At 61.0% G+C, this 23,413-nt stretch carries 23 protein-coding genes and 1 pseudogene; 9 read left to right on the top strand and 15 right to left on the bottom strand.

Features of this window, described 5'->3' with window-relative positions; genetic code table 11:
* Nucleotides 1–120: 120 nt before the first annotated feature.
* Nucleotides 121–1,188 (bottom strand): sn-glycerol-3-phosphate ABC transporter ATP-binding protein UgpC, encoded by a 1,068-nt coding sequence (ugpC, locus tag J7U39_RS30270; protein ID WP_210633399.1) that lies wholly within the window; start codon nt 1,186–1,188, stop codon nt 121–123.
* A 339-nt stretch (nt 1,189–1,527) separates the two neighbouring features.
* On the opposite strand from ugpC, the gene J7U39_RS30265 reads away from it, so the two are divergent.
* The 6 genes from J7U39_RS30265 to J7U39_RS30240 all read left to right on the top strand — a co-directional run bounded on the left by J7U39_RS30265 (nt 1,528) and on the right by J7U39_RS30240 (nt 7,846).
* Complete coding sequence (locus J7U39_RS30265; RefSeq protein ID WP_210633398.1) at nt 1,528–3,168, top strand: extracellular solute-binding protein; 1,641 nt, start codon at nt 1,528–1,530, stop codon at nt 3,166–3,168.
* Between the two features lie 72 nt (nt 3,169–3,240).
* Entirely contained in the window at nt 3,241–4,359 is a 1,119-nt protein-coding gene (locus tag J7U39_RS30260; RefSeq protein ID WP_210633397.1) for a sugar ABC transporter permease, read from the top strand.
* On the top strand, nt 4,359–5,270 hold the full coding sequence (locus tag J7U39_RS30255) for a carbohydrate ABC transporter permease (protein ID WP_183700060.1): 912 nt from the start codon (nt 4,359–4,361) through the stop codon (nt 5,268–5,270). The genes J7U39_RS30260 and J7U39_RS30255 overlap by 1 nt, the downstream gene beginning before the upstream one ends.
* A 17-nt stretch (nt 5,271–5,287) precedes the next feature.
* Nucleotides 5,288–6,337 (top strand): LacI family DNA-binding transcriptional regulator, encoded by a 1,050-nt coding sequence (locus tag J7U39_RS30250; protein WP_210633396.1) that lies wholly within the window; start codon nt 5,288–5,290, stop codon nt 6,335–6,337.
* A 124-nt stretch (nt 6,338–6,461) separates the two neighbouring features.
* Entirely contained in the window at nt 6,462–6,923 is a 462-nt protein-coding gene (locus tag J7U39_RS30245; RefSeq protein ID WP_210633395.1) for an RbsD/FucU domain-containing protein, read from the top strand.
* Nucleotides 6,920–7,846: a ribokinase gene (locus J7U39_RS30240; protein ID WP_210633394.1), complete on the top strand. Its 927-nt coding sequence runs from the start codon at nt 6,920–6,922 to the stop codon at nt 7,844–7,846. The genes J7U39_RS30245 and J7U39_RS30240 overlap by 4 nt, the downstream gene beginning before the upstream one ends.
* Before the next feature lie 60 nt (nt 7,847–7,906).
* Here the strand turns inward: J7U39_RS30240 and J7U39_RS30235 are convergent, their stop codons facing one another.
* The 6 genes from J7U39_RS30235 to nirK form a co-directional block, all read right to left on the bottom strand.
* Entirely contained in the window at nt 7,907–8,632 is a 726-nt protein-coding gene (locus tag J7U39_RS30235; RefSeq protein WP_210633393.1) for a response regulator, read from the bottom strand.
* A gap of 131 nt (nt 8,633–8,763) precedes the next feature.
* A complete protein-coding gene (locus J7U39_RS30230) occupies nt 8,764–9,096 on the bottom strand; it encodes a hypothetical protein (protein WP_210633392.1) in 333 nt (110 codons plus the stop codon).
* Between the two features lie 88 nt (nt 9,097–9,184).
* Nucleotides 9,185–9,865 carry an NnrU family protein gene (locus J7U39_RS30225; protein WP_210633391.1) on the bottom strand — a complete coding sequence of 227 codons (681 nt, stop codon included), beginning with the start codon at nt 9,863–9,865 and terminating at the stop codon, nt 9,185–9,187.
* A gap of 58 nt (nt 9,866–9,923) precedes the next feature.
* Nucleotides 9,924–10,619: a Crp/Fnr family transcriptional regulator gene (locus tag J7U39_RS30220; RefSeq protein ID WP_210633550.1), complete on the bottom strand. Its 696-nt coding sequence runs from the start codon at nt 10,617–10,619 to the stop codon at nt 9,924–9,926.
* Between the two features lie 2 nt (nt 10,620–10,621).
* Entirely contained in the window at nt 10,622–11,575 is a 954-nt protein-coding gene (locus tag J7U39_RS30215; RefSeq protein WP_210633390.1) for an SUMF1/EgtB/PvdO family nonheme iron enzyme, read from the bottom strand.
* 138 nt (nt 11,576–11,713) lie between these two features.
* Nucleotides 11,714–12,868 (bottom strand): copper-containing nitrite reductase, encoded by a 1,155-nt coding sequence (nirK, locus tag J7U39_RS30210; protein ID WP_210633389.1) that lies wholly within the window; start codon nt 12,866–12,868, stop codon nt 11,714–11,716.
* Nucleotides 12,869–13,068: 200 nt separating this feature from the next.
* Between nirK and J7U39_RS30205 the strand changes: the two genes are divergently transcribed.
* Nucleotides 13,069–14,283 (top strand): NnrS family protein, encoded by a 1,215-nt coding sequence (locus J7U39_RS30205; RefSeq protein WP_210633388.1) that lies wholly within the window; start codon nt 13,069–13,071, stop codon nt 14,281–14,283.
* A 37-nt stretch (nt 14,284–14,320) separates the two neighbouring features.
* On the opposite strand, the gene J7U39_RS30200 is transcribed toward J7U39_RS30205, so the two are convergent.
* The 4 genes from J7U39_RS30200 to J7U39_RS30185 are packed head-to-tail and all read right to left on the bottom strand — an operon-like array spanning nt 14,321 to nt 16,795.
* Nucleotides 14,321–14,620 (bottom strand): metal-sulfur cluster assembly factor, encoded by a 300-nt coding sequence (locus J7U39_RS30200; RefSeq protein ID WP_210633387.1) that lies wholly within the window; start codon nt 14,618–14,620, stop codon nt 14,321–14,323.
* Nucleotides 14,607–15,137 (bottom strand): DUF2249 domain-containing protein, encoded by a 531-nt coding sequence (locus J7U39_RS30195; RefSeq protein ID WP_210633385.1) that lies wholly within the window; start codon nt 15,135–15,137, stop codon nt 14,607–14,609. Before J7U39_RS30195 ends, J7U39_RS30200 begins: the two co-directional genes overlap by 14 nt.
* Before the next feature lie 5 nt (nt 15,138–15,142).
* Entirely contained in the window at nt 15,143–16,495 is a 1,353-nt protein-coding gene (locus tag J7U39_RS30190; protein WP_210633383.1) for a hypothetical protein, read from the bottom strand.
* 15 nt (nt 16,496–16,510) lie between these two features.
* Entirely contained in the window at nt 16,511–16,795 is a 285-nt protein-coding gene (locus tag J7U39_RS30185) for a DUF2249 domain-containing protein (protein ID WP_210633382.1), read from the bottom strand.
* A 216-nt stretch (nt 16,796–17,011) separates the two neighbouring features.
* Between J7U39_RS30185 and hemN the strand changes: the two genes are divergently transcribed.
* Together hemN and J7U39_RS30175 are read left to right on the top strand one after the other, a co-directional pair.
* Nucleotides 17,012–18,364, top strand: a complete 1,353-nt coding sequence (gene hemN / locus J7U39_RS30180; protein WP_210633381.1) for an oxygen-independent coproporphyrinogen III oxidase — start codon at nt 17,012–17,014, stop codon at nt 18,362–18,364.
* A 166-nt stretch (nt 18,365–18,530) separates the two neighbouring features.
* A complete protein-coding gene (locus J7U39_RS30175) occupies nt 18,531–19,019 on the top strand; it encodes a hypothetical protein (RefSeq protein WP_210633379.1) in 489 nt (162 codons plus the stop codon).
* 27 nt (nt 19,020–19,046) lie between these two features.
* On the opposite strand, the pseudogene J7U39_RS30170 reads toward J7U39_RS30175, so the two are convergent.
* From J7U39_RS30170 to J7U39_RS30155, 4 genes and pseudogenes are all read right to left on the bottom strand, one after another.
* A pseudogene (locus tag J7U39_RS30170) lies at nt 19,047–19,524 on the bottom strand (NUDIX hydrolase).
* Between the two features lie 265 nt (nt 19,525–19,789).
* Complete coding sequence (locus tag J7U39_RS30165) at nt 19,790–20,233, bottom strand: pseudoazurin (RefSeq protein ID WP_210633378.1); 444 nt, start codon at nt 20,231–20,233, stop codon at nt 19,790–19,792.
* A 276-nt stretch (nt 20,234–20,509) separates the two neighbouring features.
* Nucleotides 20,510–22,435 carry a PAS domain S-box protein gene (locus J7U39_RS30160; protein WP_210633376.1) on the bottom strand — a complete coding sequence of 642 codons (1,926 nt, stop codon included), beginning with the start codon at nt 22,433–22,435 and terminating at the stop codon, nt 20,510–20,512.
* 26 nt (nt 22,436–22,461) lie between these two features.
* Entirely contained in the window at nt 22,462–23,193 is a 732-nt protein-coding gene (locus tag J7U39_RS30155; protein ID WP_210633375.1) for a helix-turn-helix domain-containing protein, read from the bottom strand.
* Nucleotides 23,194–23,413 lie beyond the last annotated feature (220 nt).

The following is a 23,413-nucleotide window of genomic DNA, read 5'->3' as shown; positions in this document are numbered from 1 at the left end:
TCCTGTCGTCGTATTGAGCGACGGCAGGCGGTCAAGGACCGGCTCTCGAACTCATTGTCAACGCCACGAGGGCCGCGTACCTCATCAGCCGCAGCCTGCCGGCCGGCAACAAGCGGCTCCTCAATCCCGTCGCAGCGTCTTGCCGGACTCCGCATCGAACAGATGAAGCTTGCCCGGCCGGGCCGCGATCGTTACGGCCTGCCCGGGCTCGAAATCGTGACGTTCGGACAGCACCGCGACAAGTTCGCCGGATCCGTAGCGCAAAAATACCATCGTCTCGTGGCCAGTGGGTTCGGTGACGTTGACGGTCGTCTTCAAGCCGCTCGGAGCGAGCGACAGATGTTCGGGCCGCACGCCCAGGCGCACAGGCTGGCCATCGGACGCCTCCGGCGTGAAGCCGAGCGCAATCTCATCGCCTGTCTCCGTGACGAAGACCGCACCGTCGGCCTTGTAGTGACCTTTCAGCAGATTCATCGACGGCGAGCCAATGAAGGTGGCCACGAACGTATTGCGGGGACGGTCGTAAAGCTCCAGGGGCGTTCCCGTCTGTTCGACCTTGCCGCCCTGCATGACCACGATCTTGTCGGCCATCGTCATTGCTTCGACCTGGTCATGGGTAACGTAAATGGTCGTGGTCTTCAGCCTTTGGTGGAGCTCCTTGATCTCCTTGCGCATCTGCACGCGCAGCTTGGCATCGAGGTTCGACAGGGGCTCGTCGAATAGGAAGACTTGCGGCGATCGGACAATGGCTCGCCCCATCGCTACGCGCTGCCGCTGGCCGCCCGAAAGCTGGCGCGGATAGCGGTCAAGATAGGGCACGAGGTCGAGGGTTTCGGCCGCCGCCTGTAGGCGCTGCTTGATGACATCGGCCGGCTGCTTCTGCAGACGCAGCGCGAAGACCATGTTCTCGGCAACGGTCTTGTGCGGATAGAGCGCATAGCTCTGGAAGACCATCGCAATATCACGGTCCTTCGGCGGCAGATTGTTGACGATCTTTCCGCCGATCGAGATGGTGCCGCCGGTAATGCTCTCGAGGCCTGCGACCATGCGCAGCAAGGTCGACTTGCCGCAACCGGACGGGCCGACGAGGACCACGAACTCGCCATCGCGAATGTCTATATTGACCCCATGCAGGATGTTTAAGGCGCCGTATGCCTTCCGCGCCTCTGAAATATTGACCTCAGCCATATGCCTCCCACTCGCTTTCCGGTCACCCCCGGCACACGTTCCAGGGGATGAATTTCTCGACAGTATCCAGAGTTTGAGGCACAGCGAAAGTGCGCTCTGCCACGATCCGAAATACCTTCAGAACCTCCTCCATGAAACGTTTCATTTTTTATTGACTTTTTGCGCTTCGCGTCTAATGCTCACTGATGAGACCGAGAGGAGCGGTTTCAAACAAGAATTATGAAACGTTTCATTTTCTTGTTTACCAGATAGTTCTGCACGAGACCAGTCCCAAATTCGGGCCGGAGCCTATCCGGAACACTGGCTGGCGGCAGCGCACCAAACGTGGAGGAGGAAGACATGAAAGTCGAAATTTACGATGCATTGATGCGCCGTCAGGCAAGCCGCCGCGACCTTTTGCGCGGAACGGCAAGTGCGGCGGCTCTGCTCGGCCTGTCCGGCGCGATGGGCGGAATTGCCGGCACCGCATTCGCGGCCGATGACCTGCGCGCCCAGATCCTGCAGATCCCCGGCGTCGGCAAGGGTTCGCCGACGGACGCGGACTGGCAGAAGGTCGGCGAGCTCTGCCTCGGCCCGACCAAGGCCAATGTCAAGCAGGGCGAATTCGCCGGCGTCGAGCTGACCTTCATGGGGCTCAACAACCAGAATCTGCACAACTTCCTGTTCCGCGGCTTCCTGAAGCCTTGGGAAGCCTATACCGGCGCCAAGATCAACTGGATCGACCTTGCCCAGGCCGATTACAACGCCCGCCTTCAGCAGTCGATCGCAACCGGCACGGTTGATTTCGACATCCTTGAAATGGGCGCGCCTTTCGAAGGCGATACCGCCGGACGCGGGCTTCTCGACGAGATGCCTGATTGGGCTGCAAAGCAGGTCGAAGCCGACGACCTGGTGAGCTACCTGAAGCCGCCGGTCGGCACCTGGGACGGCAAGACCTATCGCGTCACGATCGATGGCGACTGCCACACCTTCGCCTATCGCAAGGATTACTTCGGCGAAGGCTCGATCAGCGGCATGGCCGAGCCGCCGAAGACCTGGCAGGACGTCAACGCAGCGTCCAAGGCGCTGATCGGCAAGACCGATCCGCTGACCGGCCAGCCGGCCTATGGCTATCTCGACCCGCTCAAGGGCTGGGGCGGCTTCGGCTTCTATTTCATCGAGAACCGGGCGACGGCCTATGCCAAATACCCCGGCGATCCGGCCTGGCTGTTCGATCCTGAGAACATGAAGCCGCTGGTCAACAACCCCGCCTGGGTCCAGGCGATCCAGGATGTGCTGGATCTGATCGCGGCCAAGGCCTATCCCGCCGACCAGATCAATGCGGACCCCGGCACCACCGCCTTCTCGCAGTTCCTGGCAGGCACCGGCGCAATGCTGATGTGGTGGGGCGACGTCGGCTCCAGCGCGCGCACCTCGGATACCTCGGTCGTCGGCGACGTGGTCGGTTTCGGCATCAACCGCGGCTCCAACCGCGTCTACAACCGCAAGTCCGGGCAATGGGAAGACAAGTATAACGAAGCGCCCAACATGGCCTATCTCGGCTGGGGCATCTACGTCACCAAACGGGTCTCCAGCGACGAGAAAAAGCGCAAGGCGGCCTGGTCTGCTGCAGCCCATCTCGGCGGCAAGGATCTTTCCCTTTGGACGTCGGCCTATCCGTCCGGTTTCCAGCCCTATCGTCAGTCGCACTTCAACTACGACGAATGGGAAAAGGCAGGTTACGACCGCGCCTACATCAAGGACTATCTGGGTTCGAACGCCGACAGCTACAACCATCCGAACGCTGCGATCGAGCCGCGCATCCCCGGCATCTTCCAATACTACTCCGTTGCGGAGGACGAATTGGCGAAGGGCTTTGCCGGACAATACAAGTCGGCACAGGAAACCGCGGATGCGATTGCAGCCGCCTGGGAAAAGATCACCGACCAGATCGGCCGTGATAGCCAGCTGAAGCTCTATCGGACGAGCCTCGGGCTCTGATCGATTGACATAAACGCGCTGGCGGACTGAAAGGCTTCGCCAGCGCCCATCCTGTCCGGGCGAGGAATATCAATGTCGACAGTCGAAGGCGACCTGCTCCACACGGTCGAAGCCGGCTCCATTTCCGCGAGCCGCCGTTTTTGGGGCCGCTCGGCTCTGTGGCTGAGCGCCATATGGTTCATGGCATCCTTTGTATTGCAGGCTGTCCACGAACTTGGCTGGACCGATTGGGGCTTTGCCAACTGGCGGCCGGTTCTCTACGCCTATTTCATTTGGGCCGCGGTTCTCTGCGTCACCCGCGTCGTCATATACGGCGAGGCCGGCAAGAAGGCGCTCTTTGTTCTGCCGGCCGCACTTTTCGTCGTATCGATGGTGGTCTTCCCGCTGCTCTTTGCGCTCTGGATCGGCTTTTCGGATTGGAACCTCGCCTCTTCTGCCGGGCGGCGCTTCAACGGGCTCGACAATGTGCGCCGGATGATCGCCGATCCGTTCTATGCCAATGCCTTGCTCAACATGATCCTTTATTGCCTTGCGATTGCCGTCGAATATGCGATCGCCTTCGGCCTGGCACTGCTCCTCAACCAGGAAATCATTGCCCGGAAGTTCTGGCGGGTCACCTTCCTTGTGCCCTTGATGCTGTCGCCGGTTGCGGTGAGTTGGATGGTCGGCAAGTCGATGCTGGAGACCCGTTTCGGTCCGATCGCACGCCTGGCCCGCTGGCTCGGCTGGGAAAACCCCTCTTTTTTCGGCGATCCGCTGACTGCGCGCCTCTCGATCATGATCATGGACGCCTGGACCTTCATTCCCTTCATGATGATCATGCTGCTCGCCGGATTGCAGGCCTTGTCGAGGGAGGTGCTGGAGGCGGCCGAGGTCGACGGCGCCACCAAATGGCAGCGCTTCTGGCAGGTGATTTTCCCGCTGATGCTGCCAGTGTCGGTCACGGCAGTGATGATCCGCATTATCTTCAAGTTGAAGCTCGCCGACATCATCATCACGGTGACATCGGGAGGCCCCGGAGGAGCGACGGATTCCGTCACCAGTTTCATCTATCGCGAATACCGCGACCGTTCGAATGTCGGATACGGAACCCTGCTCGCGCTCGTCTATCTGGTGATCATCGTCGTCGGCATGACGGGGCTGATGAAGATCTCCGACCGTATCGTCAAGCGGATGACAGGAAGGCTCTGATGGTTCGCATCGATTTCGAAAAATACGGACGGGGCCAACGCATTCGCTGGTGGGCCATGCGTTTGGCGGTCTACGGCCTGCTCGTCATCTGGGCGTGTGTCTGCATCTTCCCGCTGTTCTGGACGGTTTCGACCTCATTCAAGACAGCCGCAGATGTCATGCGCGGCAATCTGATCCCCTGGTTCAATTTCGCGCCCAACTGGCTCGGCTGGCGCTCGCTCGGCCTCTCTCCCGATACGATTCCCCAGATTTCGACGGTGCGTGATGAATTCATGCGCAGGCTCTGGAACAGCGTGATCATCTCCGTCACGGCATCCGCTCTTGCGGTTGTGCTCGGATCGCTCGCCGCCTACGGCCTCAGCCGTTTCTCCTATAAATTCGGCCATATGCGCAATTCCGACATTTCCTTTTTCTTCCTGTCGCAGCTCATCATGCCGCCTGTCGTCCTCGCCCTGCCATTCCTGGTTCTCTACAAGGAGCTGGCGCTGCTCGACACCTATGCCGGCATGATCGCCGTCTATACGCTGATGGTCCTGCCGATCGTCGTCTGGATCATGCGCGATCAGTTCGCGACCATACCGGTCGAGCTCGAGGAGGCCGCGCTGGTCGACGGCCTGTCGATCTGGGGCGCGTTTGCCCGCATCATCGTGCCGCTCGTACTGCCGGGCATGGTTGCCGCCTTCCTTTTGGCGCTGATCCTGTGCTGGAATGAATATTTCTTCGCCGCATTGCTGACCTCGACCAACACGAACACGCTGCCGGTGATGATCGCCAGCCAGACCGGCAGCCAGGGCATCAACTGGTGGTCGATGGCTGCCCTTTCCACCGCTGGTATCCTTCCGCTGGTCATCGTCGGCGTCGTGTTGGAAAAGCACATCATCGCCGGGATGACCGCAGGAGCGGTAAAATAGCCGCGGGACGTTTGAACATGGTGAAGATGCCCACAGTCAAGGATGTCGCCGAATATGCGGGCGTCTCCGTGGGCACCGTTTCGCGTGTTCTGTCTGGCGAAGCCGCGGTCAAACCCATGCTGCGTGAAAGGGTCAACGACGCCATTTCGGCGCTCGGTTACCGGCCGAACGTGACCGCACGAGCCTTGCGCACCAGCAGAACCGACGTCATCGGCCTCGTCGTTCCCGACATCACCAATCCTTTTTTTGCGCAGCTTGCGGCAAGCATCGAGCGCGCGGCGCTCGAATGCGGTCACAGCCTGATGCTGGCAAGCTCGCACAACGACAGCGAGGCTGAGCAGAGCCATGTTTCGGCTTTTCTCGACCGATCGGTGCGCGGCATCATCGTGGTGGCTTCAAGCGACGGTTCTGGTCTCGATCTGCCAGCCTCGGTGCCGGTCATATCGCTGGACCGGCGCTTCGGCGCCTTTCCCCTGGTGTCGACCAACCATGCGCAGGCGGCCACGCTGATTGCCGATCATCTCTATGGGCTGGGGCACCGGCGCATCGCCTATATTGCCGGGCCGACCGACACCGAAGCAGGGCGCATCCGCAAAGAGGCCTTCGTCAGCCGCATGGACGGCTTCGGCAAGACCGGCGAGCCTGTCGAACTGGAAATCGCCCATGGCAGATTCGACTACGAATCCGGCGAAAGAATTGCCCGTGAGCTGCTTTCGCGCCCGCCACAAAGCCGGCCGACGGCGATCGCGGCCGCCAGCGACCAGCAGGCGATCGGCGCATTACGCGCCGCCCGTGACCTCAAGATCGACGTGCCGCGAAAACTGTCCGTCACAGGTTTCGACGACATTTCGCTTGCCAATCTCGTGGTGCCGCGGCTGACGACGATACGCCAGCCGGCCGACATGCTGGCGCGGCGCGCGGTCAGCCTTCTCCTGGAGGAACCGCCGGGCAAGGGAGACGAAATGGTGGACGGATCGCTGATCGTGCGCGGTTCGAGCGGCCCGTGCCCGCAACCTGGCGCACCGGGCCGAAAATCGGAATCGATTTTCGGAAAGCCCGATGCATAGATCCAAAGCGTGAGAGCGTCCTTTTTGCCTCCAAAAGGGCGCGCGGCACTCCAGGGCGGATGTCGCCGGACACAGAAATTGAAGCACGGCCGGGCATACCGGCTAGAGAAAGGATGGAAGATCAATGCTCAAGGGAATACGGGCCGAACTCAACGGCGACATTCTTCAGGCACTTTGCAACATGGGACATGGCGATTATCTCGTCATCTCCGACATGAACTTTCCATCGGATTCGATAGCCCGCCAAACGCGCCTGGGCAGGCTGCTGACCATGGAAAACATTCCCGCGCCGCAGGCGATCGACGCGGTCCTTTCGGTCCTGCCTTTGGACACGCCGATCCAGCCGTCGGTCGGACGCATGGAAGTGATTGGCAGGCCGGATGAAATTCCGCCGATTCAACAGGAAGTACAGGCGATCGTCGACCGCGCCGAAGGCAAGCCGTCGCCGATGTACCCCGTCGAACGCATGGCTTTCTACGACATCGCCAAAAAGGCCTATTGCGTGATCGCAACCGGGGAATTGCGGTTCTATGGATGCTTCCTTTTGACCAAGGGCGTCATTCCAGCGGAAGAGGCCGTGAGATGAGCGAAAAAAGCGGGATCGTCATCTTAGGCATTTTTGCCGCCGACACCGCCTATAAGGCAAAGCGCCTGCCCCATATCGCCGAGACGCTGATGGGGTCGGGTTTCACGCTCGGGCCGGGAGGCAAGGGCTCAAACCAGGCGATTGCCGCGGCAAAGGCAGGCGGCAAGGTGACTTTCATTTCACGGGTCGGCAACGACGCGTTCGGCGCGATGGCCCTTGCGGCCTATGCGGAGGCGGGTGTCAAAGCCAATGTGATGCAGATGGAAGGCGTTTCCACGGGCGCTGCCTTCATCTTCGTCGACGAAGTGAGCGGCGACAACGCCATCATCGTGGTGCCGGGCGCCGCCGGGCTGATCAGCGTCGAAGATGTCGAAGCGAACCGGGCGGCGATCGAAAGCGCCGCTATTTTCATGACACAGCTCGAACAGCCGCTGGAAGCGGCCTTGCATGGCCTGTCGATCGCCAAGAGCGCAGGGGCAACGACAATCTTCAATCCGGCGCCAGCCAGCGTCATCCCGGACAGCATCTATGGCCTGTGCGATTTCATCGTTCCCAACGAAGTCGAAGCAGCGGAATTGGTGGGCCATGCGATCGAAATCGATGAGCAGGCACGTGCAGCGGCGCGCGTGCTGGTCGATCGGGGCGCGAAAGCAGCGGTCATCACGCTTGGCGCCCGCGGCGTGTTCTATCACACCGCCGGGCAGAGCGAATTCGTGCCCGCATTTTCGGCGGGAAATGTCATTGACACAACCGGGGCCGGCGACGCCTTCCTCGGCGGGTTCGCGACGGCGATTTCGGAAGGCCATGCGCCAATCGAGGCCGTCCGTTTCGGCTGCGCGACCGCCGCGATCGCGGTAACACGGCCGGGCACCGCTCCCGGTATGCCATCTCGCGCCGAGATCACCGCCTTGCTGAGCTCCTGATGATTGGACATCCCAGGGGGATTGGGCGAGGCGTGTCAGCCTCGCCATCTCCAAAAGCCGTCAATCCAGCCTTGCGGTAAAGACGTAGCCGACGCCGCGCACGGCCTTGATGAACTGCGGCTTCTTCGGGTCCGTCTCGATCTTGCGCCGCAGCCGGACGATCTGGGCATCGATCGTCCGGTCGAACGCTTCGAGGCTTCGGCCCCGGGTCAGGTCCATCAGCACGTCGCGAGTCAGAACCCGTCCGGCATGGCGGACGAAGGTCGTCAGCATATCGAACTCGCCGGTCGTCAACTCGATTTCCGTGCCTTCCGGATCGAAAAGCTGCCTGCGGCTGAGATTGAGCCTCCAGTCTTCGAAGCCGATAATCTCCTCGCCAGCCGCCTCGGCACTGCGCGCGGGAGCTTGCCGGCGGCGCAGGATCGATTTCAGGCGCGCATGGACCTCCCGGAGATGGAAGGGCTTGGCGATGTAATCGTCGGCGCCGACCTCCAGGCCGACGATTCGATCGACAACGTCGTCGCGGCCAGTCAGCATCATGATCGGCACGTCGGATTGGGCGCGGATTTCACGGGCAAGATCAAGGCCATCAGTGCCGCCGGGAAGAACGAGGTCGAGCAGGACGGCGTCGAAATTCTGCTGGCGCAGGCGCACGCGCATCTCGGTCCCGTCGGCGGCGGAAGAGACCGTATAACCCTCATCCTCGAAATAGCGCGTCAACATCTGGCGAATGCGCGGATCGTCGTCGACGACGAGAAGATGCGCGTCATGCTGAAGTGCTGCCATCGTCCATCCGCCAAGCCGTTGCTCGTTCAGACCCAATTCAATAGCATCGTCTTTAACATGCCCGTCAAGCTGGTGTCACCAGCCGCCGGTTCGTTGTCCTCATCGAAACCGCAAATCCATTCCGGTCAGAGTTACGCCGGTCTGGCGTCCTGCAACTGATGGCGTTTCGTCTGCATCGGGACAGGGGCCGGCGAGGATTGCCACGCGCAGAGCCACCCGCGGACATCGTTTGCCGTGATCAGAACCGTGTTTGCGCTCGTTGAGGCAAGGCGGCGCGCGGCTATCTGGCAGAACGTATCGACGTATTGAAGAAGGCGGAATTCGGTTGCCCGCGGCGGCGAGGCCACCGACAGCAATGCCCGCCGCGACACGATGACGGTCTTCATGTCAGGCCCGAACCGCACGTCGATATGCCCTGACTTGTCTTTCGCATCGAGACTTGCTGTGACGATTTCATACGGCATTCCATCGCTCCGGATCATTGGTTCGTCGCTGCGGCTTCAAAATTTTTCTCCAAGTTACGGCGCCGGTCGCAACACGCTTTGACTTCGGTCAAATGAAGAGGGCGAGGGGGTCGGCGCCGAACATCGCGCTGTGACCGCCTGCGAACAGCAGCCACAGGGTCAGGACCGCAGTTAAAAGGCCTGCGACAAGCATCGGCATATCGAAGGTGGACTGCTCGCCTTTCAAACAGGCGGCGAACGGCAGGATTGAGCTATGCCCCGCCAGCTTCGCCCAAGAGCCGCCGAGACGTCGTTTCGACCTTTTTTCGGTCATCGGAATCGCGCCCAGAGCAAATGCGGCAAATCCTCCGAACAGCAGCAGCGAACGCAGGTCGCCGTTTGCGGCGATATGGCCGCTCGCCCAAGCAGCAAAACCCCAAAGGACCGGATGTCTGGTGATTTTCGTGACAGAGCCGAGTGTGGGCGACGGGTTCAGGGTAATGGATAGAGGGTTGGCGCTCAAAAGCCCAGCGATGACCAGAAATATACCGAAGGGGGCAAACACGAAAGCGACCGCGGCGTTTGCCGGCCTGAGCTCCCATAACGGTATATAGTCCAATGCAAGTGCGGAGGAAAAAACCCAGATCAGGGCGGCGGCGGAAACGGCCGAGTAACCGACGAAATAGACCGGACGACCGACGTGGCGGATTATTTCCGACCGGATGGCTGGAACCGCCGGAATGGAATGGAGCGCGAGAAAGAGGGCGAAGGCGGCAAGGAATTCTGTCAAACTCATTCTCCTGGTCTCGCAGCGAACTGCCAGGGACATCGCGGGTATTGCGATAGGTTTAATCCCGCTCGCCATTGGCGAGATTGAGAAGTTTCTGAGGATCAGTCACCGTCAGCTTCTGCCGGCCGCCTTCGACCATTCCCTTCGCCTCCCAGGCGCTTAGAATTCTCGATACCGTATGCAGCGTCGTTCCCGTCATTTCGGCGATGTCTTGACGCGATATCGGGAAATCGATGCGGATGCCGCTTGCCACCGGCCGCCCCGCCTGTTTGGACAACCTGAGGACGGCGTGCGCCACCCGCTTTTCCACTTCCTCGGTCGACATCTCGCGAATGCGCGTATGTGCTTCTTCCAGCCGCTGACCGATCGTCTGCATGGCCGTCACAGCCAGGCGGGGGTTCTGTTCGACGAAACGCGGCCACATATCCGTCGGCCAGCTGATGACGAGGCTTTCGGCCGCCGCTACCGCCGTCCCGGGATAGTCCTCCCTGCGCAGCGCCATCGCAAAGCCGAACAAATCGCCTGGATGGACCATCCGCACGATGATCTGCTGTCCGTCCTGAGTCACCTGCGTCACTTTCAGACGGCCGTGCAGGAGCAGGAAAAACGATTTCGCCCGGGCGCCTTGCTCGAACACCGCATCACCCTGCGCAACGCGGCGCGGAGCTGCGTGCTGCAGCATCGCGTCGAGATCCGTATCCGTCATTCGCTCGAAGAGCGGCAGCGACTTCAAAATCGTCCGGTCAACTTTCATCGTCATCCTGTTCTGGCCCTGTCGCTCGCTGCCTGTTCGAACACATCGGTCATTCCTCTGCGCGCCCAATCTTTCAGGCCTTCGAGCAACCCGTGCTGGCGAACGAGGCGAAAGCCGAGATTGTCGGGCGGACTTCCGACAGAACATCCGCCGCCCTTGGGAATCCGGACGAAACTGCTCATCGGAGCGCGATGCTTGCCGGCGGCTATCATGATCCCACAGCTCCTGGGGTCAGGCTCCTCGACGCGGCGGTTCTGGCCGAGATCGACCCGCTTGTTACAGGTCGACGTCCACTCCCAGACGTTGCCGGCGAAATCCACCAGACCGGTTTGACTGATCCCGAACGAGCCCTGCGGCTGTGGTCGGGGGTCGATCGCCGCTGCCCTGCGCGCTTCACGCTCGTAATCGGCGAGCCAGCGGTTAGCAGGATTCCTGTCGTCGGGATCTATGCCGAGAGCATCGTCAGGAAAACGGTCGGCGGCGGCATAGGCCAGCTCGAAATCGGTCGGCAGCCGCCATTCGCTCCCCGTGCGTTCCGACAGCCAGGCCGCATATCGGAGCGCGTCGTCGTAGCTCACGCCGGTCACCGGAGTCTCCTCCCGCGGCGGTGCGCCGTCTCCGGTCTCGGCCGGCGCACAAATGGCCTCGGCCACGCAGCGATTGTAATCGCGAAGCGTGGTCTGGTATTTCATGATTTCGAGCGATGAAATCACGCTCACGTCGCGTTTGGGTGCGTCGATGGCCAGACCGTCACGGAAATACTCGGCGGCGTCGCGATAGGCGAAACGATGCGGCGCAACCGTGATTGTCTGCGGCGCCGCAACGGTCGCCTCAGGCCCTTGCGCCACCACGAATCCGGATTGCACCGCAAGCGCGGCCGAGAGGACCACGAGCAGCGCGAGAGGAATTGCGATGGATATGCCTGAAACCGGCTCAATCGTTGCGTTCCGGGCCATGTTTTTTTCGCAAGTCGCGTCCCCTGGAGCATGATGCCGAAAACCGTATGCGGTTTTCCGGCGACATCATGCTCCTGTTCCAAAAATGAGAATGGTGCGCGGGCCGCCCCTGGCCCGCGCACCGCCCCCTCCGCCAGGTCAGCTTGCCGACGGCGCCCTGACCGAGGTCATGAGATCGTCGTCCCATTCGCCGGTCACCTTAAAGTGGGCCGCCGCCCCCAGCTCGAAGGCCTCGATAAGGTTATGGTTCACGTAGGCATAGATGCCTGGCTGAGCGAAAGTGTAAAGGGCAGCACCCGCCGTGCCGCCGGGGATGAACCAGGTTTCCTGATCCGTGTCGGGCGGGTTGAGGAATTTGCCGGTCGCCCAGACATATTCGCCGTGCCCGCCGATCAGATGCGGCCTTGTATCGCGGTTGGCCTGCGAATGAACGATCAGGACGGTTTCGCCGACCTTGGCGGTCATCGCATTTTCCCCGGTCAGAGCGCCGACCGCGCCGTTGAAGACGATGTGGGTCGGCGTCAGGGTTTTCATCACTGCGACCGTCTCATCATAGGCTTCGCCGGGGCTGTCATATTTCTTGAACTTGCCGCTCGCGTCGCGCGGGACGTAGAAGTCCTGCTCCCCGACATAATAGATCTTGTCGTAGACCAGCGGCTTACCCTTGCCGTCTTTGAGACCCTCGCGCGGCAGGACCATGATCGCGCCGTTCATGCCCGATGTGACGTGCCACGGAACCATGCCGGGAGGGGCGCAGTGATAGACGAATACGCCAGCCTTGGTCGCCTTGAAACGAAAGACCGTGCTCTCGCCCGGGTTGACCACTGTCAGCGCCCCGCCGCCCAGTGCGCCCGTCGCTGCATGGAAGTCGATATTGTGCTGAAGTGTATTGGTTTCGGGATTGACCAGCGTCAGCTCGACGTAGTCGTCCTGATGCACCACCATAAGAGGACCGGGAACCGATCCGTCAAAGGTCATGGCGTTGATTTCGGTGCCGTCCTTGTCCAGGATCATCTTCTTTTCCTGGATGGTCAGCGTGAACTCCTTGATCTTCGGCCCGCCGTCAGCCTTCTGCTGGTGCGTGTGAACGAAGGGCGGCTTGACGAGCGCGATCTTCTCGCGGGGAAGCTTCGCCAGGTCAACCTTCGTCTGTTTGGCAGTCTTCAGGGCGTCGGCCGCCGCAACCTCTTCGTTGGCCTGCACCGTGCTGGATACGATGATTGGCGTCAGCGCTCCGGCAACAGCAGCACCCGTCAGCATCGTGCGCCGGGTCATTTGCAGAGTATTTGTCATTCTAATCTCCTGTAGTCGAAGACCGAGCGGACGCCGCCCTGTCGAAGGGGAGAGTAGAAGAAACCGGATGGAAATCTTTGACGTGGCGCAAACTCACTGTTTGTGCCGGCACAAAGTTCGACAGATGTTCTTTGCGTAATCTCAACGACTGCTGTCTTGCGTCCCGGCATTTCTGCATGATCAAAATGGAGACATCGATCATGCAGATTACCAAGGACGCGGAGACCAGAACGCCTCGTGGAATGAGCCGCTCCGGAATGGTCCTCTTCTCTTACGGCTTTCGTCCCTTCTTTCTAGCCGCGGCATTGTGGGCGATCGTGAGCATCGGCCTTTGGACGGCATTCCTCAATTACGGTGTCATGGTGGCAGGCGATTACGGGACGCTCTACTGGCACGCGCACGAGATGCTCTTCGGTTTCGCGCCCGCTGTTCTCGCCGGTTTTCTCCTCACCGCAATCCCGAACTGGAGCGGCCGCCTTCCCATTGCAGGCCCCCCCCTCGCTGGCCTCTTTGCGGTATGGAGCATCGGCCGTATCGCCATGCTGACGAGCAGCGGCGTCTGGGTGACGGCCGCCGTCTTTATGGACAGCCTTTTCCTTCCGCTCATGCTCGTCTTGTCCGCCCGCGAAGTGATTGCGGGAAGAAAATGGAAGGATCTGAAGGTCGTTGGCGGGCTGGCCGTCCTGTCTTTCGCCAACATCTTCTTCCATTTCGAGGTGCTCGCGGGCGGCAGTCCCGAACTTGGCATGCGCCTCGGCCTTGGCGCTTACGTCCTGCTCGTCACCATCGTCGGAGGGCGGATCCTGCCGAGTTTTACCCGGAACTGGATCAATCAACGCGGCCGCACCGATTTTCCGGTGCCTTACAGCGGCTTCGACGCAGCAACGATCATCGTCGGCGCCGTCTCGCTCGCCGCGTGGGCGATCTCGCCCGGCTCCATCGCAACCGGCCTGTCTGCGGCCGCCGCGGCAGCCATGAACGGTATAAGGCTGATCCGCTGGCGCGGCTGGACGACCTGGCCCGAGCCGATCCTGTTCGTGCTGCACGCCGCCTATGGTTTCGTTCCGCTGGGATTTGCCGCCGTCGCCTTCGGTTCGATCGGTCTGTCGCAGGTCGCCGTGCTGCATGTTTTTGCGATCGGCGCCATGTCGACGATGATGCTGGCCGTCATGACGCGGGCAAGCCGAGGCCATACCGGGCGAAAATTGAAGTCCAGCCCGATGACAAACGCGTCCTATGTCGTGCTTGCCGTGGTCGCGCTCCTCAGGCCCGCGGCAGAACTGGTCCCCGCTTTCACGATGCAGTTGTTGACGCTATCGGCGCTCGGCTGGTCGGTCGCCTTCGGCCTGTTTGCGCTCGAACATGCTCCGTTCCTGTGGCGTAACCGGAAAGCGCTGGCGGCGCGGCAGCCGTGACAGCGAATGCCGCCTGATTCTCAGGCGGCATTCGCATTCACTCCCCCGGCAACCGCCCCATCATCTCAGGCGACCAGGCCGGCTCGTAGACCATGTCGACGGTGGCGGCCGAAACGCCGACGATCTCTTCCGTCCGCGCCTTCACCGCCTCCGCGATGAAGGCGGAGGCCGGACAGAAGCGGGTCGTCGTCGTCATCTCTATCCTGACGGTGCCGTCATCTGAAATTCCGACGGCGTAAACAAGCCCGAGTTCGACGATATCAGTTCCGAGCTCCGGGTCCTCGATAGCGCGTAACGCTGCCAGAATTGCCGATCTGGAGATCTCATGCGCGGGCATCGGAAACATTCGCCGGGGTCGCCCTGATCATGATTCTGTAGATCTTGCCGCTGGCATCGAAATCCCCGATCCATTCATGGCCGCGGGCCTTGAGCTCATTGAACAGAAACAGTGGCTCGCGGTTCAGAAGCGCAAACAGCACTTCGCCGCTTTCCATCGATTCCAGGCGCGAAAGGATGCGCTCCATCGGCTCCGGCGGCGCGAGGTCCGTCAGATCAAGGTTCCAGCTCGGTTCCGGCCAGATCGCCTCCGCCGTTGCAGTTGCCGTTATGGGATCGCCGTTGGTCTTTTGATGAGGGACGAAATCGATTTGCCAGTCGTCCTCGGCAAGGCGCCGGCTGAGGTGCGAATAGCCGCGACGTTCCAGCTGGCGGATCAAAGGGACCGGCTCGAATATGGCGTGAAGCCGCAGGCCTTCGTCGGGGTCGAGACTTGCGAACGTGTCCATGATGAGCTGAAACGGCATGCCGCCGTCGCGCAGGATCTGTCTTACGTCCAGTTCACGGAGCTGAACCATTGTCGTTACCTCTGTGGTTTGGCGGCGACGAAAAGCGCCGGCTGTTGAAAGGGTGCTCCCTTCGCGGCGGAGTCGATATTCGCCAGGCGACGTGCAAGGACAAGCTCCGTGACAAGAGCAGCCGTGGCGAAAGTCTGAGCCGTGACGGCAAGACGAAAACCGGCATCCGATCCGGCCGCGATCGCCGCCGCTGATGCGACGACGGCGAGATAGAAGATGCAGAGCCAAGCTGCGGCCCGTCGCCCATTGAGCAGGTCGGCCAGCCGGGGCGTGGGCCTGCGTCCGAGAAGTGGTCCGAACGCCTCGATCCAGGTCAGGAAAGGAATGATCTTCAAGAGCTGTGACAAGCCGAGGCCGGTCAGCCAGCCGAAGACGAACAGATAGGCTATGGCGGCAAAACTCTGCGGCCCGGCATCGCTGGCCAGGGCAACGGCGAACATCGGAACCGAAAGGCCGAGCAGAACGAAGGCGGGCAGGGATCCCGACATGTTCAATTCGAGGTCTTTTCGGCGTCTTGCGCGATAGGTCAGGAACAGCTCGGCCAGATAGGCCGCGATCGGCAGCTGGAAGAACAGCGATCCCATCAGAAAGATGCGTTGCCCCAAGGATGGCTCGAATATCGTCGCGACCGCGGCAAAGCCAAGCGTCGTTGCCGCAAACGATCCCGTGTTGCGGATGAACGGCGATTTCTTCATCTCGGCGGAAAGCAGGAACATCGGCAGCAGTTTGTAGCTGACGCCGATGGCGGCAAAGGTCATCCATCCGGCGAGACCGAAGCTCGCATGGAACGGGACGGCATTGGTGACGAATTCGCTGATGCCGGGGGTGGCCGTCGGCCCCGAAACCGTAACGGCAAACAGCGATCCCAGCGCGACCGTCACCGCAAGGCATGCCAAGCCGAGCATGACGAGCGGCGAAGCCGGGTGCGCCGCCCTGCCGCGCCACAGGCCTGATAGCAGCACCCATGCGATCGACAGGAGCGAGGCAAGCAGTATCGCCGATGCCGCGATCATGACCGGGCCTGCCGCAGCGGATCCCGCGTCGATGAGCTGAAAGCCGCAGAGGAGATGTCCGAGCCCGGCGATCGAGCCCACGAGGCACGGCAGATCGAGCCGCCCGGTCGGCAGGCCAAGGCCCGTCAGCACCGGCGTGAACTGCAGCAGCGCGCCAATCATCAGCAGGCCGAGCCAGCCGATCGTCATCGAATGCACGATGATCAGAGCATGGGGCTCGGCGACAGCCGCGGACGGCGTCCAAACCCCGGCCGAAAGCAGGCTTTCGGCCAGAAGCAGGAAGAACAGCGCCGCGCCGAAATAGGACATTGTCCAACGCGACAGAGTTGTGCCGACAGGCATCATCGCGCCGATCCGACCTCAGTGGCTGCCGCAGCAGCAGTCGCAACCGGCATCCTGCCGGGTGATCTGCACGCGCCAGATTTCAGGGCCCTGTTCCAGATAGTCCCAGGAGAACTTTCCGGGAAATCCGGTTTCAAGCTGATAGTGCAGCGGCCGAGGTTCGTGATCGCTCGTGATCAGCAAACTGCCGCCGGGGGTCAGCGCGCTTAGCGTGCCGAAGATCCGGGGATGCCGCTCGGCAGGTGGCAATGTGCGGACATCGATATGAGGGGTTTTACCCTGGAGGTTCTGCGCATCAGTCATTCTTGCTTGTTTCCTTGTGCCGCGTTCTTCGAACGGACGGGACCGCGGCTCGTCCCGTGTCAGAACGAGACCCTAGGCGGCTTCGGAAGAGCTGACTTTGACAGCGGACAAATATCCGGATGATTTCCGCGGCGACGGCATCATCATTGATTTGGGACAAGGAAGAGCGCGGCGCTGGAGGTCATAAAGCATCCTGCTTTTGGAAAGGGATGTGACATGTCCGACGATCTGGTCGCCAAATACGGCGATGCGCGGCTTCCGCGTTATACGAGTTACCCGACGGCACCGGCTTTTTCGGCCACCGTTGGGCCGGATGAATATGCCCGCGGTCTCGCCGATATCGGCAAGACCGGGCCTGTTTCGGTTTATCTCCACGTACCGTTCTGCCATTCGATGTGCTGGTACTGCGGCTGCCACACGACCAACACCCGGCAGGACGCCCCGGTCGTCGAATATCTTGATGTGATGAACCAGGAGATCGAACTCGTCTCCTTTGCCGCCGGAAACGACGTGCCCGTCAGGAACGTTCATTTCGGCGGCGGCACCCCTACAATCATGAAACCTCGGGACTTTTCCGCCCTGATGGCAAAGCTCAGGAGCGCCTTTGCTTTCGAGGCAGATGCCAGTGTTGCCGTGGAGATCGATCCGCGCACATTGGCCGCTCCCATGATCGATGCGCTCGGCGAAAACGACGTCGATCGCGCGAGCCTCGGCGTCCAGAGCTTCGATCCGGTCGTGCAGGCGGCAATCAACCGGCTGCAGTCCTTCGAGCAGACGGAGAGGGCGGTCGTCGGGCTGCGCTCGGCAGGTGTGACGAGCATCAATTTCGACCTGATCTATGGCCTTCCGAAGCAGACGGTCCAATCCTGCGTGGAAACGGTCCGCCTGGCCACAGAGCTGCGTCCCGAACGTTTCGCCGTTTTCGGCTATGCCCATATACCTGCCTTCAAAAAACACCAGCGCCTCATCGACGAAGCATCGCTGCCGGACGCAAAACAGCGGAATGAGCAGGCCGAAGCCATCGCCCGGGAGCTTCAACAAGCCGGATATGTGCGTATCGGGCTCGATCATTTTGCACTGCCGCAGGATCAGCTCGCACTTGCCGCCCGCAACGGCACGATGAGACGGAACTTCCAGGGCTATACCACGGATGATTGCGATAGCCTCATCGGCCTTGGCGCTTCCGCGATCGGACGGCTGCCGAGCGGCTATATGCAGAACCACGTGCCTCTCGGACTTTATGCCGAGCGGGTTGCCGCCGGCATGCTGCCCACGGCCAAGGGTTATCTTCTCACCGAAGAGGACAAACTTCGCGCGAGAATCATCGAAAGGCTGATGTGCGATTTCGAGGTCAATCTCGGAAAGGTGAGCAGCGGCTCGGGTTTCGACACCGGCTTCCTTGTCGAACGCAACGAGCGCCTAGGCGAGCTGGTGGCCGACGGCGTCGTGGCGATCAGCGGCGAGCGGATCGTCGTATCTCAGGATGCACGCTTCATGGTCCGTGCCGTCGCGGCGGCATTCGACGCCTATTTCGGCTCGCACGGACGCACGCACAGCAAGGCCGCCTGACCTGAATCAGAGCCAGGCTGGAAGTGCCGATCCATGACTCCGGCCTGTTTACTCATGCCCTTCAGGCGGTGGGTTGATAGATTGCTGGCAGGGGTGCGCCAGCACCGTCTTCGCGTTTGTCACACGGCAGTAGAGATCGCCGGTCATTTCTTGCAGAGGTAATATGATGAACAAGCCGATTCCGACCGATTTCATGGAACTCGAACGCTGCTACGACCAACTGATGTTGTGGTGCGACGTGCTCCAGGCAATCGCCGATTTCCTGCCTTGCCACATAGACGAAGATCTTTGCGACCGCATCTCTCGCGGCCTGCTTCCGCTGCTGCAGACGACGCATGAGCTCGAACAGCGGCTGATCTCCTCCCGGCTCGGATTGATCATGGACGCCGCGGAAAAAGCCGGCGCGGAAGAACGGCGGCGGGCAGGCCGCCTGGTGGGTCTTGGCGCCGCGCGAGACGTGGCCGTCACCCTGGAAACGGTGGGCGAGGGGGGCTGCCGGCTTTCCTGGGAAACTGTCGGATATCAGCTGCGTTCGTTCTTGTGCTCGATGCGCAGTCATATCCGGTCCGAACGCGAGATCATGACGTTAATGCAGCGGGCGACGGAAACTGCAGCGCGGCTGGAGGAGGCGACCAATCGGACCGAAGCAGCCTGAGCAAAGCCGGATTACCGTGCCGACATCTCAAGAACGCGCTTGCCGGTCCACGCGCCGCAACAGGCTTTTCAATTCCGGCTCGTTCACCATTGAGGCCGCCTCGAGAGGCGGCATCCAGGCGAGCTTGCGCTCCTTGTGCTCCGGGAAACGGGACTTGGTGTGGCGAACCGTCATGACGTGCACCGTCACGAATGACGCCACCTGTTTCCCATCCTGAAGCGTCTTGAGATAGGAGAAGCAGCCGAAAGCGCGTTTCTTCGCCCGCCCCTTCACACCCGCTTCTTCCCAGGCCTCACGCTCGACCACCTCATGCGGCGCGAGACCCTTGATGGGCCAGCCCTTCGGAATGGTCCACCGTTTCGCGCGTCGTGATGAGCAGGACCTCATAACCGCCGCCCGGTCCATCACGCAGGCAAAGCGCACCGAATTGCTCCAGGGCCTTGCCGAGGAGGATTGTCTCGGCATGGTCGGCTAGCTGGGACAAGAGTGTCGGGGCCTTGTTCATAGAATTCAGATGTGTCGGTTGTTCACCTTGGCAAGCAGACGCGACGGTTGAATTCCGCAGTGACCGTCATTCCGACAGGCTGCTTTTGAAATGCGCCGAATGACTTCGGCCGGCGCCGGTCCAGCGTCTCGTTGCCAGCCGGCATCTAACAGCTGCGCCGGCCGCACAGACAACCGCCGCGAAAGCAAGCATCACAGGCTTGAACATGATGGTTCTCCATCGTGCGGGATGGCGCGCGATCACGGCCATCCGCACCGGTCGTTGATCACTGGGCGATATGGACAAGATCGGCATCGAGCCGCTTGCGTACCATGTTCGGCACCTTTGCCGTCTTGATCGCTTCGAGATTGGCCGGGCTGTCGCCGACCTGGATCAAGGCAACCATGCCCATGCCGGCATGCGGCGTGCATTTCAGGACATAGGCGCCGGCAACATCGAATTTGGCCTGATACTGTTCGTTCGGCTTGGATTTGAATTCGGCGACGCCATCCGGAATGAGGCCCTTGAAGGTCTCGACGTTGTGGCTCTTGTCGGTGGGAATGAAGGTGACGGTGTCGCCGGGGGCGATCTTCAAGAAGCCGGGCTCGAACACCATTGCGCCGTCGGCGCCCTTGTTGAGCATCTGAACCTGGTGGTCGGCGGCCAGCAACGGCGCTGCCGAGGCAATCAAGGCTGCCGCCGCAGCGATCAGACCGAATTTCAAACGCATTTGCAATCTCCTGTTCTGCGAGGCTCGATCAGCCTCATGAACCTGTTTTAGGAGATGCCGAAACCGGCCTCTTTGACGCCCGTCAAATTCCCGGAAAAAGCTGAAGATCAGTTTTTGGCTGTTGCCCGCCACACCAGGAATGGCCTTGCCTTACTCGGCCATACGGCCTTGCGCCAATTGCCGGAGCGTTCCGACGAAGCCGTCAGGCGACGCAGATGACCGGGAGGACGTTCGCCTGGCGGGCGTCAGCAATTCGAGATGGCAGCAGGTCCGAGATCACCTCGCGTCGAGAAGCTCGCGGATCTTCAACCCCAGTTCCTTGGCGGTATAGGGCTTGCGCAGCCACTGTGCGCCGGGAACGATGCCTTTGCCCGCAAGGCCCGGCTCGCTATATCCGGAGGTGAACAAAACCGCGATGTCGGGACGCTGGAGGCGCACCTGTCGTGCGAGTTCGTCGCCCGTCATCCCGCCCGGCATGACGATATCGGTGAACAGCAGCGCGATTTCGGGATTTTCCCGCAGGAGGTCGAGTGCACGGTGGCCGTTTTCGGCTTCACGCACCCTGTAGCCCATTGAGGCGAGCCTGGCGACGGCCACGCGGCGGACGCGGGCATCATCCTCGACGACCAGCACCGTTTCGTCGCCGCGCGGCAGCTGGCTCTCGCCGCTGCCATCATCCGCCGCGGGCTCCCGGGGTTTTACCCCGTTGACCGCCGGCAGATATATCCTGACCGTCGTGCCGCGCCCCACCTCGCTGTAAAGCTGGAGATGCCCGCCCGACTGTTTGACGAAACCATAGACCATGCTGAGTCCGAGCCCCGTGCCCGAGCCGACCTCCTTGGTGGTGAAAAACGGCTCGATCGCGCGCTTCCTGACCTCCTCGGTCATGCCCGTGCCGGTGTCCGTCATGGTAATGAGGACAAAGTTGCCGCTGCGCACCTCCGGATACATTTTCGCATAATCGGCATCGAGATGGACGTGCGAAATCGTTGTCGTCAGACTGCCGCCCTTCGGCATGGCGTCCCTTGCGTTCAGGGCAATATTGAGAATGGCGTTCTGAAGCTGTGAACTGTCGACGAGGACGTTGAGGCCCGACCCGTCAATGACGGTCGACAGCCTGATATCTTCGCCGAGCGTTCGTCGCAGCATATCCGAAAAGCCGCTGAGGAGCTGACCGAGATCGGCATGTTTGGGATTCAGCGGCTGCCGTCGGCCGAAAGCCAGCAGCTGGCCGGTCAGGATCGCCCCGTCCTGCGCGGCGGCCTGAGCCTCGTGGAGAATGTCTCGAAGGCTTCCGGAGGGCAGCTTGTCCTCAATCATTTCGAGATTGCCGCTGATGACGGTGAGAAGATTGTTGAAATCGTGCGCGATGCCACCCGTTAATTGGCCGACGGCTTCCATCTTCTGGGCCTGACGGAGATCCTCCTCGATCTTGAATCGGCTCGTCAGATCGCGGACGAAACCCGTGAAAATCCGCTCGCCATTGGCCGTCGCCTCGCCAACGTGCAATTCCATGGGGAATTGCGATCCATCGGCCCGCTGTCCGGTTACGACGCGCCCGTAGCCGATGATGCGCTTCTCGCCGGTTTCGATGTAGTGGTCGATATAGCCGTCGTGGGCGTCGCGGTAGGGATTCGGCATCAGATTGCTGACATTACGGCCGCAAATCTCCTCCGCCGGCATTCCGAACAGTTTTTCGGCAGCCTTGCTGAACGACAGTACCGTTCCCTTGTGGTCAATGACTACCATTGCGTCGGGCACTGTATCGAGGATCGAACTGAGATGTGCCTCACGCGACTTGACCGCCTCCTGAGCCTGCCTCAGGGCGCTGACATCGCTGTTTGTCTGGATGACGGTAAGCTCTCCGTCCGGCAGATTGACCAGCACGCAGCGGGAGGCGACATGGATGTCGTGCCCGCTCTTATGGCGATGAATGATTTCGCCGTGCCAGAAGCCGCGCGATTTCAACTGATCGCGGATGTTTTCCGCCGGTTCGGGAAACTTCGTCGCCAGAAGTTCGTGGACCTTCTCGCTGACGGCCTCCTCTCTTGCCCAGCCATACATGTTCTCGCAGCCGATCGACCAATGCGTGATCGTTCCGTCGAAACGATGAACCATGATATCCGCTCCGTCGAGCACGTGCACCATGGCATCCAGCTCCTGCGGCGATGCGGTTCTCGGTGACACGAGGCGGTGAGGCATGAATGTCGATCCTCCGGCTTGTTCCATCAGTGCAGGTTGACCCTATGACAGGAATCGTCAGTAAAATCATCTGCGTCACCGGACAACTGTTTCAGGCGGGCGAGATTGACGATCCTCAGGTCGTGCCTGCCCTCGGGAATAACGATGTTGCGTGATGCCAGTTTCGTGATCGTGCGAGACACGGTCTCGATGGTCAGGCCGAGATGATCCGCAATGTCCTGGCGGTTCATCGGAACGCGCACCAACCCTTGGCGCGGCCGCGGGTTGCGGCGCGATGCAAGCTTGACGATGAAACTGCAGAGGCGTTCCTCGGCATTCTTTTTCGACAACAGCACCATCTGTTCATGCGCAGCGGCCGCCTCCTGGCAGAGCAGGGAGATATAGGCCGGGCCGAGGGCGTCGGAACGGGCGACTTCTTCATGAAAGCTCTTGCGCGACATGCGCCGGATCTTGCATTCGGTGACGGCCTCCGCAGTGAAAATGAAATCGTTCTGCAAGGATGCGCCGATGAGATCGCCGGCGAAATGAAAGGCGGTGATCACCCGGCGGCCTTCGCCGATGATGCGATGCAGGCGAACGACGCCTTCTTCCACCTGGAAGAGATGCTTCGCCTGATCGCCCTCCCAGCAAATCGCCTTGCCGGCTGCGACGGGTTCCGCCGCCGAGCTCCGGAAAAGCGACGAAAGCGATTGGCCGGCATTAATGGCTTCGCCCGTTTGCTCGGCATTTTCGAACGCGTGGTTGTTCTGCATCAGCATCGTCGTGTCCCCTCGTGGCAGTGGGTGCAGTAGAAAGCCGCTGCGTCACACGCGAATGAGCGGACGGTGCCAAAGGGTGAAAGAGTGTAACAATGTGTAACAGCGGTGGTCCATCCGCAGCTTGGAGTCTCCTTGTTGATGTAGATCAAGGAGCCGTCGCCGGCTTCGTGACAGTCCTGCCCCGAACTACGAGAAAGCCGGCCGCGGGGCGGTCGTCTTT

The organism is Rhizobium sp. NLR16a, from assembly GCF_017948245.1.
GTDB lineage: Bacteria > Pseudomonadota > Alphaproteobacteria > Rhizobiales > Rhizobiaceae > Rhizobium.
The sequence above is the reverse complement of the archived record's forward strand: the minus strand, read 5'-3'. Positions and strand labels throughout refer to the sequence as shown.

Excerpts from the sequence above, each read along its gene's own strand:
- J7U39_RS30165 (WP_210633378.1), bottom strand. The coding sequence starts at position 20,233 with ATGCGTTTGAAATTCGGTCTGATCGCTGCGGCGGCAGCCTTGATTGCC.
- J7U39_RS30155 (WP_210633375.1), bottom strand. The coding sequence starts at position 23,193 with ATGCTGATGCAGAACAACCACGCGTTCGAAAATGCCGAGCAAACGGGC.
- J7U39_RS30260 (WP_210633397.1), top strand. The coding sequence starts at position 3,241 with ATGTCGACAGTCGAAGGCGACCTGCTCCACACGGTCGAAGCCGGCTCC.
- hemN (WP_210633381.1), top strand. The coding sequence starts at position 17,012 with ATGTCCGACGATCTGGTCGCCAAATACGGCGATGCGCGGCTTCCGCGT.
- J7U39_RS30185 (WP_210633382.1), bottom strand. The coding sequence starts at position 16,795 with ATGACTGATGCGCAGAACCTCCAGGGTAAAACCCCTCATATCGATGTC.
- J7U39_RS30200 (WP_210633387.1), bottom strand. The coding sequence starts at position 14,620 with ATGCCCGCGCATGAGATCTCCAGATCGGCAATTCTGGCAGCGTTACGC.
- J7U39_RS30195 (WP_210633385.1), bottom strand. The coding sequence starts at position 15,137 with ATGGTTCAGCTCCGTGAACTGGACGTAAGACAGATCCTGCGCGACGGC.
- J7U39_RS30205 (WP_210633388.1), top strand. The coding sequence starts at position 13,069 with ATGCAGATTACCAAGGACGCGGAGACCAGAACGCCTCGTGGAATGAGC.
- J7U39_RS30220 (WP_210633550.1), bottom strand. The coding sequence starts at position 10,619 with ATGAAAGTTGACCGGACGATTTTGAAGTCGCTGCCGCTCTTCGAGCGA.
- ugpC (WP_210633399.1), bottom strand. The coding sequence starts at position 1,188 with ATGGCTGAGGTCAATATTTCAGAGGCGCGGAAGGCATACGGCGCCTTA.
- J7U39_RS30235 (WP_210633393.1), bottom strand. The coding sequence starts at position 8,632 with ATGGCAGCACTTCAGCATGACGCGCATCTTCTCGTCGTCGACGACGAT.
- nirK (WP_210633389.1), bottom strand. The coding sequence starts at position 12,868 with ATGACAAATACTCTGCAAATGACCCGGCGCACGATGCTGACGGGTGCT.
- J7U39_RS30215 (WP_210633390.1), bottom strand. The coding sequence starts at position 11,575 with ATGGCCCGGAACGCAACGATTGAGCCGGTTTCAGGCATATCCATCGCA.
- J7U39_RS30190 (WP_210633383.1), bottom strand. The coding sequence starts at position 16,495 with ATGATGCCTGTCGGCACAACTCTGTCGCGTTGGACAATGTCCTATTTC.
- J7U39_RS30250 (WP_210633396.1), top strand. The coding sequence starts at position 5,288 with ATGGTGAAGATGCCCACAGTCAAGGATGTCGCCGAATATGCGGGCGTC.
- J7U39_RS30175 (WP_210633379.1), top strand. The coding sequence starts at position 18,531 with ATGAACAAGCCGATTCCGACCGATTTCATGGAACTCGAACGCTGCTAC.
- J7U39_RS30265 (WP_210633398.1), top strand. The coding sequence starts at position 1,528 with ATGAAAGTCGAAATTTACGATGCATTGATGCGCCGTCAGGCAAGCCGC.
- J7U39_RS30230 (WP_210633392.1), bottom strand. The coding sequence starts at position 9,096 with ATGCCGTATGAAATCGTCACAGCAAGTCTCGATGCGAAAGACAAGTCA.
- J7U39_RS30160 (WP_210633376.1), bottom strand. The coding sequence starts at position 22,435 with ATGCCTCACCGCCTCGTGTCACCGAGAACCGCATCGCCGCAGGAGCTG.
- J7U39_RS30255 (WP_183700060.1), top strand. The coding sequence starts at position 4,359 with ATGGTTCGCATCGATTTCGAAAAATACGGACGGGGCCAACGCATTCGC.
- J7U39_RS30245 (WP_210633395.1), top strand. The coding sequence starts at position 6,462 with ATGCTCAAGGGAATACGGGCCGAACTCAACGGCGACATTCTTCAGGCA.
- J7U39_RS30240 (WP_210633394.1), top strand. The coding sequence starts at position 6,920 with ATGAGCGAAAAAAGCGGGATCGTCATCTTAGGCATTTTTGCCGCCGAC.